Below are 17,018 nucleotides of genomic sequence, written 5' to 3'. Positions count from 1 at the left end.
AGATCAGGGGTGCGCAGGCGGGGGTGCACGTCATGAACCGATGGCGGGAGGGTGAATCACGACGGCCTTGCCCGCAGGAAAGCCGTAACCGTCCTCGTAATACTCGATCCCGTAGTAACCATTGGCGCTGAACCAAACAGATTCGGTGTAGGGAACCTGAGACGGATCTGGCGGATCTTTGAATGCCATCCTCAATGACCCATCCTCCCCGATTACCATCTCCCAAGTCAGGCGAAGGTCCGGCCGCTCTTCGAAGCTGTAATTGCGGCCCTCAATAATAAACCGCCGGCGAGGGGCAGCACCCACCACTGCAGTCAACGTGCTTGACTGCTCGTCACTCACAGGATTTGCACCCGGCCAAAATTCAATATCACCATCGATGGAGTCACCATCTGGATCCTTCAGATACACCCCAATCTCACTCATTGATTCGGCGGTCGTGTACTGTTTACCGTAGGCCGGGAAGGTGAATGGCAGGCGAATATCAGAGTCACCATTGGGCATCACCGTTTCACCGGGAACCCATTCCATCTGCTCCAGACTGCATGAGTAGCCGAAGTCATCAAAGTAAGTGCTCAACTGCAGATCGACCGTCACTTCACCGTCGATGGTCGCGTTCGGCACGTTGCCTCGATCGCACCCTTGGAGCGCCTCGATACCGTAGGTACCGTCCTCCAGGTCAGTGAAGACGTAGCGGCCAGAGTCGTCCGACACAGCATGCTCTTGCCCGAGTTCGACCAACGCTCCAGGAACCGGCGAACCACCACGGAAGACTGTCCCCGAAAGCGAACCAGACGGGATTGGCCACGGGTCATCAGGATACGCGAACGTCACCGCCGCACCCGCTTTGAGCACCGGCTCTTGGAAGGAATATTCCAGGCCATACTGTCCACCGCCACTGGTTATGCCAACCGTGGCAGCGCCGCCATTCGACCTGTCGTCCGCACCACCCGAGTAGTTAAAGGTAATATCGCCGCTCGGCGCGAATAGCACCTCGAAGCTAAAAGTGGCGTCAGATGGCCAGGATTGCACATCACGCCATTCCACAACGAACCGCTGCTCCTCGCCGCTCCCAGTTGTTCCTGTCCAGATGCCAGCAGAGCTGTCGACCATCAAGTTGTCCCAAAATGGAAGGACCGCAGCGAGCGGCGCGTGCAGCTGGTCAGGCAAGCTGCCGGCCGGGGCTGGGACCCAACCATGCGGTTCCTTGAAGGTGACGACACCACGCGTCGACACCCAAGCCGTGTCATAGACCTTGCCGTAGTACGGGAATGCGAACGGGAACTTAATCGCCTCGTTACCTGAATCACCTTCAGTGGATGTCAACGGTTTGGTACCCCTGAGGAAGGCGGTGTTCGGCGCCGTCTTGCAGGTGTAGCCATAGACGTCCGACTGCGGTGCCAGCATCAGGTCGATGGTGAAGCTCCGGTCGACGTCGACCTCGGTGGTTGCGATTCGACCGGTGCAGCCACTTCCGCCGTTCGTCGCGGTCACGTTGTACGTGCCGGCGGCGATTCCCGTAAAGCTGTAGGTCCCCGTCGCACTCGTGATCTGCGTCAGGTCCCCGGGGGACAACCGCACCGTGACGCCAGCCACTGCCGCGCCAGTGTTCGCATCGGTCACCTTGCCGGTGAGCGCGGGCGCTTCTCGAAAATTCAGCAGGGTCGAGGCGATCGGTGACTTGAGGCCCGCCGCGTCGATCCCCTGCACCATGAGCATCGGCGTGCCGACCGTGGACGCCGTCACGTTGACCGTCGTCTGCCCGCCCGCTGCCGGCAGGGCCACCGTGGTGACCGCGCCAGACACGCCCAGCTGGTACTGCACCTTTGTCACGGCCGTGTCCCCGCCAGCACTCAGCACCGCCTGCAGTGTCTGACCGGCGTACGCGGAGGTGCCGTTCGGCGTCGTCACGATTGGCGGGTTGGGCAACTTGAGGAGGGTGAACTCCGACTCCGTGGCGAGCACCACCCGGCCGTACATCCGAACGTCGTCGATCGCTCCGGGGAAGTAGCTGGTCTGGGTCCCACCTAACCGTGCCCGCCCGACAGTCACCGGGCCGGTGGCGTCGAACGTCGTGGACGTCGCGGTTGCCGTCTGCAGCACACCGTCGACATAGAGCCGGAGCGCGTGGGTGGTGCCGTCGTAGGTGGCAAGCAGCCTGGTCCAGACTCCGGCCGCCGCCGTCGAATCGGAAAGGATCGCAGCGATCGCAGGTCCGTCCACGTCGGTGTCTGCGACGGCGAAACGCCATTTCCTGTCGATGATGCTGTAGCTGAGCACGAACGGTGACGTCCGGTTACCGTCCTGGGCGACGACCGCCCGTTCACCGGCGCCGGCGGTGCTGTCCAGCCGGACCGTGGCCGCCACACTGAAGCTACGGTTGGAATGCAGGGTGGTAGGCCCGCCCGTCTGCGGGTCCCGGGTGACTACCGATCCGGTGGTCACCGCATGCGCCCAAGGGGCGGCCAACAGCAGGGCACTGCCATAGCCCCCGCGGCCGGGCGTCCAGGTGCCACGATTGACGACCGTCAGGGTGTTGCCGTGCTCGGAGACGTCCGTGCCAGCCCGGTCGTCGAAGGTCCAGCGCGCATCCGGTCCCGATCCCGCGCGTACGGTGAAGACGTAGACATACGGCGAGGTGGAGAAGTTGCCGGCCTTGTCGCGCGACCACACCCGCAGGTTGTACGCCTGGTCGACGACCGGGTTGATCGAGATCGTCGCGGTGTGGTCGGCGCTGGCGGTCACCTGGGTTGCGCTCGCCGCGCTGACACCCGGGTCAAGGGTGTACGCGTACCCGGCGAAGTCGGTCGGTGTGCTCGTCGGTGGCCTCAGGGTGAAGGTGCCGGGCATGCCGACACCACCGTGGGCCTGGCCGTCGTTGGGGTAGTCGGTCGAGGTGACCGCGCTGGGCGCTGCGGGCGACGTCACATCGACCTCGAACTCGCAGGTCGACGAGTACTGCCCGTTATCGATGCCGTCGTTGGCAATGGCCTGCACGACGTACACGCCGCCGTCGGCGAGCCGTCCGGACGGAACTGTCACGTTGGCGTACTGGCCCGCGACGATCGAGCCCTGCGCGACCGAGTCCGTGCTGTTGCGTGTGCCGCCGGTGAGCTTCCACCAGTGGAAGGTGCCCTTGAGCAGCCGGGACGTACCGTCGGGGTCGGTGAGTCGTGCCCTCAGGGCCGGGGTCAGCGTCCGGAGGTACGGCCGAGAGGCACCAGTGAGACACGGACCGCCCGCCACACTCAACGAATCCGGCGCGTTCGGGTACGAGTTGTAGATGACGGTCAGCAGGGCGGTGCCGGCGTCGAACTTCTTCCAGTTGTTCACGTCCGACTCGCTCACCGCCCGAAGGCCGAGCGTCAGAGTGCTGGACGTCCCCCCGGATGCCGCCTGCAAGGCGCTGGTGACGCCCCACTCGGTGCGGCGGCGCACCCGGTCATGTGCGTGGCTGTTGGCCGTGGCCACCACCGCGCCCCAGCTGGCGGCGTTGTTCGACCAGGTGGTGCCGGAGTTGATTCCCCCGGTCACCCGCACCTGCGTGCCGTAGTCGGTGTTCGTCCAGGAGTACACGGTGTCCATCGACAGCTTGGCGTCCTGCACGTGCTTGTGCAGGAGACTGCCGATTCCGAAGGCGAACAAGGACCGGTAGATCATGCTCTTCGGTGTGTTGGTGTAACCCACCTTGGCGCACTGGATGGATCCGTACGGGTCGGGGCAGTCCTGCTTGTCGTAGCTCCAGTAGGGCTGGGTCGGATAGGTGCTGTTGATCATGGTCCAGGCGGACTTGCCGAACGCCGGGTCGATGTAGACCGGGTACGTCGTCGCCTTGTCGCGGAGCATGTTGACATCCGGACGAACCACGAGTTCGGTGCCGGTGAGCTGAACTGGCATCGCCGCCTGCGCTGCGGCGGGGCCGGCCAGCCGTGAGCCCAGGTTCGGCCCGGCAGCGCGGTCTGTGGACTCCGAGGAGTCCCACATCGCCGGCGCGCCGGAACCAAACAGCGTGACGCCCGCATTGTCGACCGCCGTCAGGTCGCCGGCCGGGCCCTGCCGAAGCCGCAGACCCTTGCTGGTGGTGCCAAAACGCACGTTGGCCAGGGCAGGGTTGGCGGCGGCCTTGGCGTCCTTGACCACCAACAACTCGGAGTAGCCCTCAACCTCCGCGGTCAACACCAGGTCGACACCGGGAAGAACCTCCGGGTACGTGGCGCGGGCGCCGCTGAGCTTCGGTGTGGGAAGCGCGGTCGGCCAGTGCAGGCTCAACTCGGCGGAGCCCTTGCCGATGGTTGCGGCCGGCCCGGTGCCGCCCCCGGAGAACGAGATCCGTAGCGAGGTCGCGGCCGGGACGATGCTGCCGTCAGCGGCCAGGTGCAGTGCCGGATCCGGCTTGACCCACTGGCCGGACCGGTCGCGTACGCGCTGGGCGGTGGCTGCGACGCGGGCGGTGAAGGAGCCGTTCGGGTTCGCGAACACCTGCAGCTTCTCGTCCCGCGCGGACGCCACCTCGACCTGGCCACGACAAGAGGCTGCGGCTCGGGTTGCCGTCGCCTCATCGTTCGCCGAATCAGGACATCTCGGTGACGGTGCTGCCAGCGCGGCAACCGGTCCGTCGAGCACCACCACTGACATGGGCAACAGCAGAGCTACCAAGACCGCGAGCGACGACCGCCACGTTCTACGAGCGCCGACCCCGACGCAGAAAACACGATGCCCACGGTGGCCCATGGCTCCCCCAACACTCACAGCCCAGCTGACAGATCATGCTGACCAGCCGTTGCGCATCGGCCGCATGCCGATCAGCACATCACCCGCACATCGAAAAGTTTCGTTTCATCGTGGCGCGGGCTTGTGAGTTGCCAGTGCGACACCTACGGTCGTGATCGAGTCACACAGGGGAGTCCGGTTGGAGATCAGATTTGCCCTCCTCGGCACGTTGGAGGCATCTGTTGACGGAGCAGTCCTGAGCCTGGACGCTGCGGCCATGCTCAGGGCGGTGCTTGCTGCGCTTCTCCTCGCTGGCGGGCAGCGCGTCAGCAACCGCAGACTCGTCCAGTCGCTCTGGGCGACGCCACCCCGCTCTGCGTTGTCAAATCTCCGCAGTTACCTCGCTCGGGTACGCGCCATCCTGGGTAACGCCGATCCCCGTCTGGCGGCACGGCTGGTCACCGTCTCCGACGGTGGCGGCTACCTCTTCACCCTTGGACCCAAGGAGTTGGACGTCAACGTCTTCTCCGACCTCGCCCGACGCGGCCAGGCCCACCTCAGGGCCGGCGACCACGCCCCCGCGGCAGCGCTGCTGCACGACGCTCTCGCGCTCTGGCGAGGCCCGGCGGGCGACAACATCACCGCCACCGGCACCATCACACAACAACTCGCCGACCTCGACGAACAGCGCATCATCGCCACCGAAGACTTCGTCGACGCACGCCTTGCGCTCGGAGCCACCAGCAGCCTCCTGCACGACATCCGTGCCCTCGTGCTCGACCAGCCCCTGCGCGACCGCCCCTGGGAACAACTCATGCGAGCGCTGTACCTCACCGGCGATCCGGCCGGAGCACTCGGCGCCTACCAGAAAGCTCGTAGGTCCTTCGGCGAAGCCCTGGGCATCGAGCCGTCTGGACGCCTCCAACAGCTACAGGTCGCGATCCTGCAACGCGACGACCTCGTCATCGCCCGGCACGCGCTGCGCTAGGAGAGCCTCAGCCCTTCTCCAGGTATTCGGCGCGTTCCTCGTCGACGAGTGCGGCGACCGAGGCGGCCAGCGCCGGATTACGCGTCAGGTCCGGGTCGTCCTCGATCAGGGTGATCGCCTCGGCGCGGGCGTCGCGGATCAGGTCGGCGTCGCGGCGCAGCGACAGCAGCCGCAGGTGGGAGCGGTGCCCGGACTGGGTCGCACCCAGCACGTCACCCTCGCGGCGCTGCTCCAGATCCAACTCGGCGAGCTTGAAGCCGTCGCTCGTGGACGCCACCGCGTCCAGCCGTTCCCGTGCCGACGAGCCCTCGGCCGCCTCGCTGACCAGCAGGCAGAGCCCGGCGGCGGCGCCCCGGCCGACCCGCCCCCGCAACTGGTGCAGTTGGGAGACCCCGAACCGGTCGGCGTCCAGCACGATCATCACGGTGGCGTTCGGCACGTCCACGCCGACCTCGATCACCGTGGTCGCCACCAGCACGTCCAGGTCACCGGCGGCGAAGGAGCGCATCACGGCGTCCTTCTCGTCGGCCGGCAGGCGACCGTGCAGCACCCCGATCCGCAGCCCGTGCAGCGGCCCCTCGGCCAGCAGCGGGGCCACCTCGGTCACCGCCACCGGCGGCCGACGACCGTTGTCGTCCACCGGGGGCGGCTCCTCGTCCGCTGCCGGCCCCTCTCCGATGCGTGGGCACACCACGTACGCCTGATGGCCGGCGGCCACCTCCTCGCGCAACCGACGCCAGGCCCGGTCCAGATAGGCGGGTTTCTCGGCGGCCGGCACCACGTGCGAGGCGATCGGCGACCGCCCCCGGGGCAGCTGGGAGAGGGTGGAGACCTCCAGGTCGCCGTAGACGGTCATCGCCACCGTGCGCGGGATCGGGGTGGCGGTCATCACCAGCACGTGCGGAGGCTGGTCGGCCTTGGCCCGCAGGGCGTCGCGTTGCTCCACGCCGAAGCGGTGCTGCTCGTCGACGACGACCAGGCCGAGGTCGGCGAAGTCGACTCCCTCGTAGAGCAGGGCGTGGGTGCCCAGCACGATGCCGGCGGCGCCACTTGCCACCTCGCCGAGCGCCCGCCGGCGGGCCGCCGCGCCCAGTGAACCGGTGACCAGCTCGACCCGGGTGGCGTGCTCGGCGGAACCCAGCTCGCCGGCCCGCCCGAGCGGCCCGAGCAGGTCGAGCATGCCGCGGTGGTGCTGGGCGGCCAGCACCTCGGTGGGTGCCAGCAGCGCGGCCTGCCCGCCCGCGTCGACCACCTGGAGCATCGCCCGCAACGCCACCACGGTCTTGCCCGAGCCCACCTCACCCTGCAACAACCGGTGCATCGGGTGCGGGGTGGCGAGATCTGCGGCGATCTCCACGCCGACGTCGCGCTGACCGGCCGTCAGCTCGTACGGCAGTCGGGCGTCGAAGGCGTCCAGCAGCCCGCCGGAACGCGTCGGGCGGGGCCGGGCCGGCCAGTCCGCCGCCCGGTGCTTGCGCTGCACCAGGGTCAACTGGACGGCGAACGCCTCGTCCCACTTGAGCCGCCGCCGCGCCCGGTACAGTGCCTCCTTGCTGGACGGCCGGTGGATCTCCGTCAAGGCGGTGCCCAACCCGACCAGCTTGCGGCTGGCGCGCACCTCGCCCGGCAGCGGATCGTCCGGTGGGGTGAACGTGTCCAGCACGACCCGCACACACCGCGCGATCACCCAGGTCGGCACCGCCGCGGCGGCCGGGTAGACGGGGATCAGCGCACCGGCGAACTCCTCGATCTCGTCGCTGGCCGCCGCCTCGCCGTCACCACCCTCGCCGAGCAGGACGTACTCCGGGCCGTTGAGCTGCCGGTTGCCCCGGAACTCGGTGACCTTGCCGGCGAACAGCCCCCACCGGCCGGGGCGCAGCTCCCGCTCGCGCCACGCCTGGTTGCCGAAGAAGGTCAACGTCAGCAGCCCACCGGAGCCGTCACCGACGGTCACCTCCAGCAGGTTGCCCCGTCGCTGCCGCATCGGGCGCACGGCGGTGCGCTGCACCTGGGCCAGCACGGTGACCTGCTCGCCGACGTCCAGCGAGCGGATGTCGGTGTGCTCGCCACGCTCGTCGTAGCGACGCGGGAAGTGATAGACCAGGTCACCCGCGGTGTGCAGGTCGAGGTGTGCGGCCAGCGCCTTGGCTGTCTTGTCCCCGACCAGCTTCTTCAGCGGAGTGTCCACGGTGGCTGGTTCGCTCATTCGATCCCTACCAGGAGCGGATAAAACGGTTGGCCGCCCGGGTACGTGTGCACCTCGACGAACGGCCAGCGCCTCGCGACGTGCGCGCGGACGGCATCGGTGAGCCCGGCCGGAGCGTCGGCCCCGGCCAACAGGGTGACCAGCTCGCCCCCGCCGCCGAGCATCCGGTCGACAACCGCCGCGCAGGTGTCGGTGAGGTCGGTGCCGATCAGGTGCACCTCGCCCTCGACAAGCGCCAGCACGTCACCGGGACGGCACGGGCCGGCCACGGTCAGCGCCTCCCGGCTGGCATGGCAGACCTCGGCGTAACGGCAGGCCCCGGCGGCCTCGGCCATCGCGATCACGTCGTCCTCGAAGCGGCGGTCGGCGTCGCGGACCGCGAGGGCTGCGAGGGCCTGCACGGGCGAGCGGGTCGGCACCACGCTCACCTTGATGCCGTGTCGATGCGCCTCGCGGGCTGCCGCGCTCGCCACCGCCTGCGTGTTGGGGTCGTTGGGCAGCATCACCACCCGGGCCGCGCCGGTGCCACGGATCGCGTCCAGCAGCTCACCCGTGGACGGGTTGCCCGGCACCACTGTCGCGCCCTCCGCGGCGAACAGCTCGGCGATGCCGCCGCCGGTGGCCACCACCACCGCGGCCCGGCCGTCCGACACCGGGCCGCGGGGCGGCTCCGGTTGGTCGGCGAAGCGGGTCACCGAGATCCGGTACGGGCGGCCGGCGGCGACACCCGCCTCGACCGCCGCGCCCACGTCGTTGACGTGCACGTGCACGTTCCAGGTGCTCTCCGGCTCGCGCCCGTCGCCGACGACGACGAGCGAATCCCCCAGTGCGGCGAGCGCCCGCCGCATCCGGGCCACCGCCTCGGCCCCCGCGTCGAGCAGGAACTGCACCTCGTACGCGTACTCGTCGGAACCGGTCTCCCGCGCGACGGTGGCCGCCGGGCGGGCGGAGCGCGGCGTCGGTGCGGGCCCGGCGGTGCTCTCCCCGGTCAGCACCTCGACCAGGGCGTCCAGCAGCACGCAGAGCCCTCGCCCACCCGCGTCGACGACGCCCGCGCGGGCCAGTGCCGGCAGCTGCTCCGGGGTCCGGGCGAGCGCCTCGGCCGCCGCCCGGGCCGCGAGGCGGGCCACCGCCGGCAGGTCGTCGCTGTCGGCCCGGTCGGCCGCGGCGGCGGCCGCCGCGACCACGGTGAGCAGGGTGCCCTCGACCGGCTGGGCGACAGCGGTGTACGCCGCGGCGGTGCCCGAGCGCAGCGCGGCGGCCAACTCCCGGCCGCGCACCGCCGGGGCCACGGTGAGCTCGTCGGCGAACCCCCGCAGGATCTGCGCGAGGATCACCCCGGAGTTGCCCCGTGCCCCGAGCAACGCGCCCTGGGCCATCAGCCGCAGCGCGTGCCCGTGGGCTGTCGGGCCGCTGTCGGGCAGGGTGTCCAGATCCATCGCGAGCGCCTGCTGGGCGGAGGTGAGGGTGAGCACCAGGTTGGTGCCGGTGTCGCCGTCGGGCACCGGATAGACGTTGAGCCTGTCGATCTCACCCTGGTGACGCTTCAGCGCGGCCAGCCCACCCGCGCACCAACGGCGCACCGCGGCGGCGTCGAGGGTGTCCAGCACGGCCAGAAGCCTACTGGCGCGCACCGACACGCGTCGGACTCGTCCGGCGTGTCCGGTTGCCCCGCACCCGACCGGCCCGCCACCCTGGCCCGGGCGGACGGGATCCGCCCTCCAGGTACAGTTGCCGCCGGAACCACCGCCGCCACCCGGCGGGCCGACCACCGCCCACGTGCGGAGGGGCGGCTGATCACCGGGCCAGGGCGGTTGGTCACCTCGGCGGGACATCGGGTAGGCTGACGCGGTTGCCCGTGCAGCACCTCTGCCGGCAACCTCATGAACGTTTCAATCCCAGGAGTATCCCGTGGCTAGCGTGTGCGACGTCTGTGGCAAGGGGCCGGGCTTCGGCCACAACGTGCCCTGGTCCAAGAAGAAGACCAACCGCCGCTGGAACCCGAACATCCAGTCGGTGCGCACCCCGGCCGGTGGCGGCAACACCAAGAAGCTGCAGGTCTGCACCTCGTGCATCAAGGCCGGCAAGGTCACCCGCGCCTGACGCGGCGGCACCACACAACTTCTCGTACGGCTCAGCCGGCGGACCCTGAGGTCCGCCGGCTCTGTCGTGCGCGCGCCCACCCAGCGCCGAAGGCCACGGGTCAGAGCGTGCGGCCGAAGGAGATGCAGCCCTCCGCGTCCTTGTAGAAGCCGAAGTTCGGGATCCGCTCGTAACCGGCGGAGCCGTACATGGCGATCGCCTCGGGCTGCTTGTCACCGCACTCCAGCACCACCCGCTTGCGGCCCTGCTCACGGGCCGAGCGTTCGATGGCCGCCAGCACGGCGCGGGCCACGCCCCGCCCGCGCGCCGCCGGGGCCGTGTACATCCTCTTCAGCTCCGCGGTGTCCGCGCCGTGGCTGCGCCAGCCACCGCAGCCGACCGGCTCGCCGGCCAGATAGGCGACGAGGAACGCGCCATCGGGCGGCTCGAACTCCGTCGCGTCGACCGGGGTGTCGTCACCGGAGCCGCCGTAGCGGACACCGAGGTCGGCCAGTGCGGCATGGATCAACTGCTGCGCCACCGATGCGTCGAACCGCACGGCCCGGATCTCAATATCACTCACGGTATCCAGAATACGACCGGCGCCGGGCCTCACCGGAAGTGGTCCCAGCCAGCCGGGCCGTCGTGGGGCGCGCCGTCGACAGTCACCCCGACACCGTCCGTGACCACTCCGATCGGCCGCCAGTCCGGCGGCAACACCACCCCCGGCGGGAAGGTCGCGACCAGCGCGTGGTCGTCGCCACCGGCGAGGATCCAGGTGTACGGGTCGACGCCGAGCGCCTGCGCCGCGTCGGCCATCTGCCGGGGTATCTCGAACGCGGCGCGGCGCACGTCGATCGCTACCCCGCTGGCCGCCGACACGTGCCCGAGGTCGGCGAGCAGCCCGTCCGACACGTCGATCATCGACGTGGCGCCGAGCCGGGCGGCCAGCGGCCCGGCCGGGTAGGGAACCTGCGGCCGCCGGTACGCCTCGACCAGCAGCCGGGGGGTGCGGAAGCCCCGGGTGAGCACGGTCAGCCCGGCGGCCGCGTACCCGATGCGCCCGGCCAGGGCGAGCACGTCCCCCGGGCGGGCACCCGAGCGCAGCACGGGCGGGCGGCCCTGCAGGTCGCCCAGCGCGGTGACCGCGACAGTCAGGGTGGGGCTGGCCGACATGTCGCCGCCGACGACGCTCGCGCCGACCGTGGCCGCCTCGGCGGAGAGCCCGTCGGCCAACTCCTCGGCCCAGCCGGTGTCCAGGTCCGCGGGCATGCAGAGGGCAACCAGCAGGGCGGTCGGTGTGGCGCCCATCGCCGCGATGTCGGCCAGGTTGGCCGCCGCCGCCCGGTGTCCGACGTCACGGGCGGAGGACCAGTCCCGCCGGAAGTGCCGCCCGTCGACGAGCACGTCGGTGGAGGCCGCCACCCGCCCGTCCGGCGCGGCCACCACCGCCGCGTCGTCGCCGGGGCCGAGCAGGGTCGTCGGCCCGTACGTCAGTCGCGCCGTGATCCTTCCGATCAGCCCGAACTCCCCGATCCCGGACACGCTGGTGCCGCCGCCGGCGTTCCGTCCGTGCTGCCCGGCTCCGCCGTGCTCGCTCACCGCTGCTCCTTGACCACCGATAGGGATCGGACCTGCTCCGTAAGGTAGTTTCACCGTTCGGGCCGCTCCTGAGCGGCGACGGACGGAGGTCTACTCGTGGTACAGGCGTACATCCTCATCCAGACCGAGGTCGGCCGCGCACGCGACGTGGCGGGTCTCATCGCGGACCTCGCCGGTGTGGTGCGCGTCGACGCCGTCACCGGGCCGTACGACGTGGTCGTCCTCACCGAGGCGAACACCGTCGACGAACTCGGCAAACTCATTGTCAGCAAGGTGCAGATGGTGCCCGGCATCACGCGCACCCTCACGTGTTCGGTGGTGCGGCTGTAGGTGGACGAGATGACGAGCTCCTCCGCTGCGGTGGACGACGACGGCCCACGCGACACGTCCGACGGGACACGCGAGCCGGCTGACGGTATCGGCGAGCCGGCCGACCCGGCCGCCGCCGCGCCGGTCGGCCGGGACCGGAGCAATCGGGGCGCCGCTCTGGTGGCCACGTTGATCGCGGTGCCGATCACGCTGCTGGTGGCCGTGCTGGCCGTCACCAGGCTCGCCCCGGACACGCCGGCCGCCGCGCCGTCCCCGTCCGCGACCACCGCCCGGGTGCAGTCCACCGCCCCGGTGGAGATGGCCGCCCCGGCGCTGGCCGCCCGCCCGGCCGTGGTCTGCCGGGCCCTGCTCTCCCAGTTGCCGGCGACCATCCGCGACCTGGCCCAGCGGCCGGTCACCGCCGGCCCGGAGCAGAACGCCGCCTACGGCGACCCCGCGCTCACCGTGGCCTGCGGCGGCACCGAGCCGACGTTCCCCGCCACCGACGAGGTCTGGACGGTCAACCGGGTCTGCTGGCACCTGGCCGAGCAGGGCGCGGAGACCGTGCTCACCACCGTCGACCGGGAGACGCCGGTCGCGGTGCGCATCCCGCGCTCGTACGAGCAGCCGTTGCAGTGGGTGTCACCGATCTCCAGCACGATCGTGGCGAGCGTGCCGTCCGGCGGCGCCATCCCGTCCGGTTGCCAGCGCTGAGCTGACCCCGCCCGCGCCGGCTGACCTGCGCGAGCGGGGCCGGGCGACTCAGTGCAGGCCGACGCCGCGCCGCTGGGCGGTACGGATCAGCCGGTTGACGAGCTTCGGATATTCCAGGCCGGAGGCCGCCCACATCCGCGGGAACATCGACGTCGGGGTGAACCCGGGCATCGTGTTGATCTCGTTGAGGTAGACGTCCAGCTCGGGTGTGACGAAGAAGTCGGCGCGGGCCAGGCCGGCGCAGTCCAGCGCGGTGAACGCGCGGACCGCGTACTCCTGCACCTGGCGGGTCACCCGCTCCGGCAGGTTGGCCGGAATGTCGTACTCGCACGAGTCGTCGAGGTACTTCGCCTCGAAGTCGTAGAAGTCGTGGTCCGCGACGACCCGCACCTCGGCCAGGACGGACGCCTCGGGCGTGCCGCCGGCCTCGCCCTCCAGCACGCCGCACTCGACCTCGCGGCCGACGATCGCGGCCTCGATGATGACCTTCGGGTCGAACTGCCGGGCGGCGGCGACGGCGGTGTCCAGGTCGGCCCAGTCGGTGACCCGGGTGATGCCGAACGACGACCCGGCCCGGGACGGCTTGACGAAGACCGGCAGCCCGAGCCGCTCCTTGTCCTGCTCGGTGAGTGTCATCCCGTTGCGCAGCACGGCGTACGTGCCGACCGGGATGCCCTCGACGGCGCAGAGCTTCTTGGTGAACTCCTTGTCCATCGCGGCCGCGGACGCGAACACGTTCGCCCCGACGTAGGGGATGCCGGCCATCTCCAGCATGCCCTGGATGGTGCCGTCCTCGCCGTACGTGCCGTGCAGCACCGGGAAGACCACGTCGACGTCGGCGAGCACGCGGGGGCCCTCGGTCGGGTCGAGCACCATCAGCCCGTTGCCGGTGGGGTCGGCGCGCAGCACGATGTCGTCGCCGGAGTCGGCGGTGATCTCCGGTAGCTGACGGGCGTTGATCGCGAGTTGGGCGGGATCTCCGCTGGTCAGCACCCACTGACCGGCTCGGGTGATGCCGACCGGCACCACCTCGAACTCGTCCGGGTCGAGTGCGCCGAACACGCTGCCGGCGCTGACGCAGGAGATGCCGTGCTCCGGGCTGCGGCCGCCGAAGACGATCGCCACGCGGGTTTTGCCTGGGGTGGTCACTCCGGTCACCTCTTCGTACGCGACTGCGGCTGGTCGTGCTCGCCGGTGGCGCTCACCCGGTTGACCTTACTGTGCGTGGCGATAGGGCGAGGCGATACCCGGCGAGCCGCAGCGCGACACGGCGATTAGCCAGCATAGGATATACGGTGCGTAACGGGACTATTGCCGTGCGACAGATCGGCCGTCGTGCCGGCTCAGTCGCGGGAGTGTCGGCGGCCGACCGCGATCACCTTCACCCGCTGCCGACCGGCGCGCACCATGCCCAGCGCCATGAACGCTCCGGCGATCCGGTCGGCGGCCTCCCGGCTGCTGGCGCCGACCACCTGCCGTCGGCGCTCCGGCGCGGTCCGCTCGTCGCGGTTGATGCCCTCGACCGAACGCACGTCGGTGAGCACCACCAGGAAGCGGGTCATCGGGGGCCGACCGGCTGCACGGCGGGGGGATCCGGAACGGTACGCACGTCGTCGTCTCCTTCCGGCGGGCCGGGATGGCGCGGCACGCGACGATCGGGCACGGGGGAGAAACCCGATCGCCGCGCGCCCCATCCCTCCGGTCGCTCACCACCACCGTCGCCACGACAACCGGCGGTGAGGACGCGCTAACAGATTGACACGTGGACAGCCATGAATGCAACTCTCATCGACCCTCTCCCATGCAGACGTTCTCACGAATGTGTGCAACCATCGATGTATGGCCCCGAAGACAGCCCGTGCCCGCCGGCTCGGCATCGCCCTGCGCCACCACCGGGAAGCCGCCGGCCTGACACTGGAGACCGCGGCGGATGAGATCAACAGCACCCGCAGCACCCTCTCCCGGTACGAGAACGCCCAGTCCCTGGTCACCCCGGCCACCGTGCGCGCGCTGCTCACCTCGTACGGGGTGGGTGCCGAGGAGGTGGCCGCCGCGGTGCAACTCGCCAAGGACGCCCGCAAGCCAGGCTGGTGGGTCTCGTACTCCTACCTGCTCGATCCGCGCACCATCGACTTCATCGCGCTGGAAGCCGAGGCGACCGCCATCGCCAACTTCGAGCCCTCGGTGGTGCCCGGCCTGCTCCAGACCGCGGACTACATCCGTGGCGTGATGCGCGGTGGCCCGCACACCCTCGGCGACGACCTGGTGGAGCAGCGGGTCAAGGTCCGACTCGATCGGCAACAGCGGCTCACCGGCGACGACCCGCCCATCCTCGACGCGATCATCGACGAGGGCGCGCTGCTACGCCCGGTCGGCGAGCAGTCGGTGATGGACGGCCAACTGCGGCACCTGGTCAAGATGGCCGAGTTGCCGAACATCACCGTTCAGGTGATCCCGCTCTCCGCCGGCTACCACCGGGGCACCCGAGGCTCGCTACACATCCTCGAGTTCGCCGATCCGGAAGATCCGATCATCGCCTCGGTGGAGACCGTCGCCGGCCAGATGATCCTCGACCGAGCCGGCGAGACGCGGACCTGCACCAAGATCATGGAGCATCTCCGAAGCGTGGCGCTCAGCCCGGCCGACAGCCGCGGAATGCTCCTGACAGCCCTGAAGGGACGGTAAGACCGATGACACCGACGATCACAGCGGCCATGTCCGCGGCGGCGTGGCGCAAGAGCAGCCGCAGCGGCGACGAGGGCGCCTGCGTGGAGGTGGCCGCGATCCCGCGGCTGGTGGCCGTCCGCGACTCCAAGGACCCGGCCGGTCCGGCGCTGCTGTTCCCGCCGGCCGCCTGGGCCGCCTTCGCCCAGGCACCACCCCTGCGGTGACCGGGAGGCCGCAACGCTGACCCGACCGGCCGCGCCACCAACCCGCCGCCCCGACCGCCGCCCCGCTGACCACCGGGCGCGGCGGCCGGGGCGGGCTCGGGCTCGGGCTCAGGCTCAGGCGACGAGCGGACGGGGCTCCGGGACGGCACGTAGCGCCTCCAACGCGGCGATCGCCACGCCCCGGGCGCCGGCCATGTCCCGGTCCGGCACCAGCGCGAAGGTGGCCACCGCCGCCTGCTCCTCCCGAAGCACGGTGTGCTCGCGGACCGTCGCCAGGAACCAGTCGCGGAACTCCGGCGCCGCCTCCACCACCCCACCACCGACGAAGTACGCGTGCGGATCGGTGAAGTTCGCCGCGACCGTGAACAGGCGGCCCAGCGCCATCGCCTGCTGGGTGAAGAGGTCCCGCGCGAGGGCGTCCCCGCGCTCGCCGTACCCCCGGACCAACTTCGCGGCCCGGGCCACCGGCTCGGCGGCAAGGGGGTGGTCGGGATAGCGGGTCAGCCAGTACGGCAGCAGATTGCGTTCGATGCCGGTCAGCGAGGCGATGCTCTCCACGTCCCCGGTGAAGCCGCAGGCGCAGCTGGGCTCCCCCTGCCCCGGGCCGAGCAGCCCACCCAGCGGGATGTGCACGTGACCGAGCTCCCCGGCCATCCCGGCGGCACCGGCGATCACCCGGCCGCTCTCGACCACACCGCCGCCAAGCCCGGTGCCGACGATCGCGGAGACCGACGAGCGGTTCATCGCGTCGTCGCCGAAGTGCACGTGGTGGGCGTAGAGCGCGGCGGCGTTGCCGTCGTTGTGGTAGATCACCGGCAGGCCGAGGCGTCGCTCCAACGCGCCCCGCACGTCGAAGCCCCGCCAGGCCGGCTGCGAGAAGTTGGTGGAACCCCGCGACGAGATGACACCGTCGGCACTCGCCGGGCCGGGCGTGTCCAGCCCGACCGCCCGGACCAGCTCACGCGGCACGCCGGTCCGCGCCAGGGCACCGTCCAGAGCCCGGGCCAGCGCCTCGATCGCCGTCTCCGGCCCGGACCGCACCTCGCTGGGGATCTCCAACAGCCCGTCCACCAGGAAGCGGCCGTCCACCGTCAGCACGGTGGCGTTGTTGCTGGTGCCGCCGTTGTCCAGCCCGACGACCACCGGCACCCCTGCGCTGCCCACCGAAAACCGCCTCCCGCCCGTAAGAGTGTGAGCCGAGGCTAGTGCCAACCCCTCTCCCCCGCCACGCCCGGCCACCCGCCGGCTGGCAGAGGTACCGACAAGCGTCACCGCACGTCCCGTTTGACCAGAAGATCCGGTCTCGCGCACGCCGCGGTCAGCTCGACGGTGCCGTGGCGCCGCCGCCGGGTCTCGCCCCCACCCTCCTCTCACCCGCCTTTGCTCTGCACCCGCCCATGCGCCAGTTACGGACCGTTCGTGGTGCACGGGCGGGTGCAGAGCAAAGACATCCCAGGTGCTTAGGTGTCAAGCAGTGGCGGTGTTGGGGTGATGTGTCCAGGCGGTGGTCTCGTTG

At 70.4% G+C, this 17,018-nt stretch carries 14 protein-coding genes; 6 read left to right on the top strand and 8 right to left on the bottom strand.

Features of this window, described 5'->3' with window-relative positions; genetic code table 11:
* Nucleotides 1-30 precede the first annotated feature (30 nt).
* Entirely contained in the window at nucleotides 31-4,635 is a 4,605-nt protein-coding gene (locus tag AB0B57_RS30930) for a LamG-like jellyroll fold domain-containing protein (RefSeq protein WP_357077759.1), read from the bottom strand.
* 274 nt (nucleotides 4,636-4,909) lie between these two features.
* Here AB0B57_RS30930 and AB0B57_RS30925 point away from each other — a divergent pair, with 274 nt between their 5' ends.
* A complete protein-coding gene (locus AB0B57_RS30925) occupies nucleotides 4,910-5,698 on the top strand; it encodes an AfsR/SARP family transcriptional regulator (protein WP_357077756.1) in 789 nt (262 codons plus the stop codon).
* Between the two features lie 7 nt (nucleotides 5,699-5,705).
* Here AB0B57_RS30925 and recG read toward each other — a convergent pair whose 3' ends face one another.
* Both recG and AB0B57_RS30915 read right to left on the bottom strand, forming a co-directional pair.
* Nucleotides 5,706-7,904, bottom strand: a complete 2,199-nt coding sequence (recG, locus tag AB0B57_RS30920; RefSeq protein WP_357077753.1) for an ATP-dependent DNA helicase RecG — start codon at nucleotides 7,902-7,904, stop codon at nucleotides 5,706-5,708.
* Nucleotides 7,901-9,514 carry a DAK2 domain-containing protein gene (locus tag AB0B57_RS30915; RefSeq protein WP_357077750.1) on the bottom strand — a complete coding sequence of 538 codons (1,614 nt, stop codon included), beginning with the start codon at nucleotides 9,512-9,514 and terminating at the stop codon, nucleotides 7,901-7,903. Before AB0B57_RS30915 ends, recG begins: the two co-directional genes overlap by 4 nt.
* A gap of 301 nt (nucleotides 9,515-9,815) precedes the next feature.
* Here AB0B57_RS30915 and rpmB point away from each other — a divergent pair, with 301 nt between their 5' ends.
* Nucleotides 9,816-10,007, top strand: coding sequence for a 50S ribosomal protein L28 (gene rpmB / locus AB0B57_RS30910; protein WP_091671657.1), 192 nt, complete (start codon nucleotides 9,816-9,818; stop codon nucleotides 10,005-10,007).
* 100 nt (nucleotides 10,008-10,107) lie between these two features.
* Here rpmB and AB0B57_RS30905 read toward each other — a convergent pair whose 3' ends face one another.
* Both AB0B57_RS30905 and AB0B57_RS30900 read right to left on the bottom strand, forming a co-directional pair.
* Nucleotides 10,108-10,569 (bottom strand): GNAT family N-acetyltransferase, encoded by a 462-nt coding sequence (locus AB0B57_RS30905; protein ID WP_357077746.1) that lies wholly within the window; start codon nucleotides 10,567-10,569, stop codon nucleotides 10,108-10,110.
* 29 nt (nucleotides 10,570-10,598) lie between these two features.
* Nucleotides 10,599-11,588, bottom strand: a complete 990-nt coding sequence (locus AB0B57_RS30900; protein ID WP_357077743.1) for a thiamine-phosphate kinase — start codon at nucleotides 11,586-11,588, stop codon at nucleotides 10,599-10,601.
* 96 nt (nucleotides 11,589-11,684) lie between these two features.
* Here AB0B57_RS30900 and AB0B57_RS30895 point away from each other — a divergent pair, with 96 nt between their 5' ends.
* Nucleotides 11,685-11,918 (top strand): Lrp/AsnC ligand binding domain-containing protein, encoded by a 234-nt coding sequence (locus AB0B57_RS30895; protein WP_013284547.1) that lies wholly within the window; start codon nucleotides 11,685-11,687, stop codon nucleotides 11,916-11,918.
* Complete coding sequence (locus tag AB0B57_RS30890) at nucleotides 11,919-12,611, top strand: DUF3515 family protein (protein ID WP_357077740.1); 693 nt, start codon at nucleotides 11,919-11,921, stop codon at nucleotides 12,609-12,611. It begins immediately after the preceding gene.
* 48 nt (nucleotides 12,612-12,659) lie between these two features.
* On the opposite strand, the gene AB0B57_RS30885 is transcribed toward AB0B57_RS30890, so the two are convergent.
* Together AB0B57_RS30885 and AB0B57_RS30880 are read right to left on the bottom strand one after the other, a co-directional pair.
* A complete protein-coding gene (locus AB0B57_RS30885; RefSeq protein WP_357077737.1) occupies nucleotides 12,660-13,760 on the bottom strand; it encodes a D-alanine--D-alanine ligase family protein in 1,101 nt (366 codons plus the stop codon).
* A 194-nt stretch (nucleotides 13,761-13,954) separates the two neighbouring features.
* Nucleotides 13,955-14,173 carry a hypothetical protein gene (locus AB0B57_RS30880; RefSeq protein WP_357077734.1) on the bottom strand — a complete coding sequence of 73 codons (219 nt, stop codon included), beginning with the start codon at nucleotides 14,171-14,173 and terminating at the stop codon, nucleotides 13,955-13,957.
* Nucleotides 14,174-14,450: 277 nt separating this feature from the next.
* Between AB0B57_RS30880 and AB0B57_RS30875 the strand changes: the two genes are divergently transcribed.
* Both AB0B57_RS30875 and AB0B57_RS30870 read left to right on the top strand, forming a co-directional pair.
* Nucleotides 14,451-15,296 carry a helix-turn-helix transcriptional regulator gene (locus tag AB0B57_RS30875; protein WP_357077731.1) on the top strand — a complete coding sequence of 282 codons (846 nt, stop codon included), beginning with the start codon at nucleotides 14,451-14,453 and terminating at the stop codon, nucleotides 15,294-15,296.
* A gap of 5 nt (nucleotides 15,297-15,301) precedes the next feature.
* Entirely contained in the window at nucleotides 15,302-15,502 is a 201-nt protein-coding gene (locus AB0B57_RS30870; protein WP_357077728.1) for a DUF397 domain-containing protein, read from the top strand.
* 114 nt (nucleotides 15,503-15,616) lie between these two features.
* On the opposite strand, the gene AB0B57_RS30865 is transcribed toward AB0B57_RS30870, so the two are convergent.
* Nucleotides 15,617-16,666, bottom strand: coding sequence for an ROK family protein (locus tag AB0B57_RS30865; RefSeq protein ID WP_357077725.1), 1,050 nt, complete (start codon nucleotides 16,664-16,666; stop codon nucleotides 15,617-15,619).
* Nucleotides 16,667-17,018 lie beyond the last annotated feature (352 nt).

This window comes from Micromonospora sp. NPDC049101, assembly GCF_040648675.1.
In the GTDB taxonomy this organism is placed as follows: domain Bacteria; phylum Actinomycetota; class Actinomycetes; order Mycobacteriales; family Micromonosporaceae; genus Micromonospora.
This window is presented reverse-complemented; position numbering and strand designations above follow the sequence as displayed.